This is a genomic window from Hydrogenivirga sp. 128-5-R1-1 (genome assembly GCF_000171895.1).
On the sequence record NZ_ABHJ01000191.1, the window covers coordinates 1 to 1,995 of the forward strand.

At 25.9% G+C, this 1,995-nt stretch carries 2 protein-coding genes and 1 pseudogene; all 3 read left to right on the forward strand.

Annotated features, from left to right (window positions below):
- Positions 1 to 833 (forward strand): annotated as a pseudogene (locus HG1285_RS19860) (SAM-dependent DNA methyltransferase); the annotation flags it as partial.
- 28 nt (positions 834 to 861) lie between these two features.
- Positions 862 to 1,278: a biopolymer transporter ExbD gene (locus HG1285_RS03475; RefSeq protein ID WP_008288860.1), complete on the forward strand. Its 417-nt coding sequence runs from the start codon at positions 862 to 864 to the stop codon at positions 1,276 to 1,278.
- Positions 1,279 to 1,284: 6 nt separating this feature from the next.
- On the forward strand, positions 1,285 to 1,995 hold a 711-nt coding region (locus HG1285_RS03470), incomplete at its 3' end, for a hypothetical protein (protein ID WP_008288861.1).

Sequence of the window (1,995 nt, forward strand, 5' to 3'; positions counted from 1 at the left end):
TAGCTTTGTTTAACGATTTGAAAGCCAATGTAAAACAGATGATATATATTATTCCAACAAATTTCATTTATGGGAAATCAGGAAGCAATTATATTAGGAAAATATTTTTCCCTTATTATTATATTCATAAAGCATATATAATAGAAGACAAAATCTTTGAAGACACAGGGATTAATGTAGGTATTTTTTTCTTTAAAAGAAAAGAGTTCATATCATCTGTAGATATAGAATTTCCAGCAACGAAAATTTACAAAAATAAAACCATAACAAAAAATATAATTCTAAAAAAAGAAAATAACTATATTGCTGGAAATGAATTTGAAAAATATGTAAAGGAAAATAAAAACAACAATATTGATGTATCATTCTACCTAATGAAAGACAAAGTCATTAAAAACAAAGGGAAAAATAAAGTAATTCTCTTAAATGCAAATAAATATAATAAGTCAAAAGGAGAATATGAAAAAGAAATATATTATGTTAATGATTTTTTATATGAGAAAATAAAAAATAATATCTTATGGATAAGAACTGTAGATACAGGCTCCTGTAATGGGAGAGCAGGTTTATATTTTGTATCAGATTTAGAAGTTGATGGTATTATGACAGAAAAACCTTATAGAACACATCCTATTCAAATCTTTTTTGAACCAAAATTATCAATTGAACAACAGATAAAGTTAAAAGAAGATTTTAATAATTGCCTTGAGTATTTAAGAGAATTAACTGATAGTGAATTTATGACCACATACAAATACTCTAATAGTGAATATACGAGAAAATATTTAGGTCTTTCACAAGTAAAAAAACTAATTTCAACTATAAAAATTTAAACTATTATATTAACATGTAGATATCATTATGATTGAGGTAAAAATGAAGCTTATAGATGATGATGAAAAGGAAATAGCTGAAATAAATATGACTCCATTTGTGGATATAGTTTTAGTTCTGCTCATTATATTTATGGCAACAGCTACATTTATGGTTGAAGGAAAAATCCCTCTAAACCTTCCCAAAGCATCAACTGCTGAAGCAAAAGAGATTAAAGAGAAAAAAATTGAAATAACGATAAGAAAAAACGGTAGATTATATTTAAACAATAAACCAATAAATTTTGCCCAGCTTAAAGAAGAGCTCAAAGGCTTTAAAGGTAAAAATATTACAGCGATACTTCGTTCTGATAAAGATACAAAATTTAAAAATGTAGTTAAAATTATAGACCTTTGTCGTCAAGAAGGCATTGAAAAATACATGATAGAAACCCAAAAAAGATAGAGTTTAATGAAGTTTTTAAAAGAAAACAACCTGTTAATTATAGCTCTATTAATATCAATACTGGTTCATGCAGCAATTTTCACACTTTTTTCAAAAATAGATAAATTAAAAACTACCAAAAAAGAAGAAAAGCCAATAATAATATCTTTTGTAAACACAAAAGAAAGCTCTAAGTCTTCTTCTGCAAAAAGAAAAATACCAAGAAAAACAAAATTAAATACTCCTAAAAAATCAACGAAGCCTTTCTCCCATGAAATTTCAAATAAAAAGAAAGCAACAAAACAAAAAACTAAAATACAAAAAAAGGAATTGAAAAAGCCAAAAACAATAAAGAAAACTACTGTTAAAAGTAAAACAGAACAAAAAAAAGAACCTTATAAAGAAAAAATAAAAAAAGCTACAAAGAAAATACCTGCTCCCTTGAAAAAAATTGAAAAAGAAAAGCAAACTGAAAAAAAATCAAAAAATCAGCTTAAAAACGACATTCCAATAAAAGAGGAAGGAAAAAAACTCCAAATATCATCAGGTAAACCCGAAAAAGAAATAAAAAATGCCCCAAAGCTTTCTACACCCCCAGCAGAAAATAACAAAGCAAAGAAAGAAAAACCACCAAAACAACTAAACATAAGCCACCTAAAAGGTAAAAATGAAATATTCCAGATGGGAAATGAAAATAAAAAAGAAACCAAAGCACCTAAAAAAGATAAAGATATAATG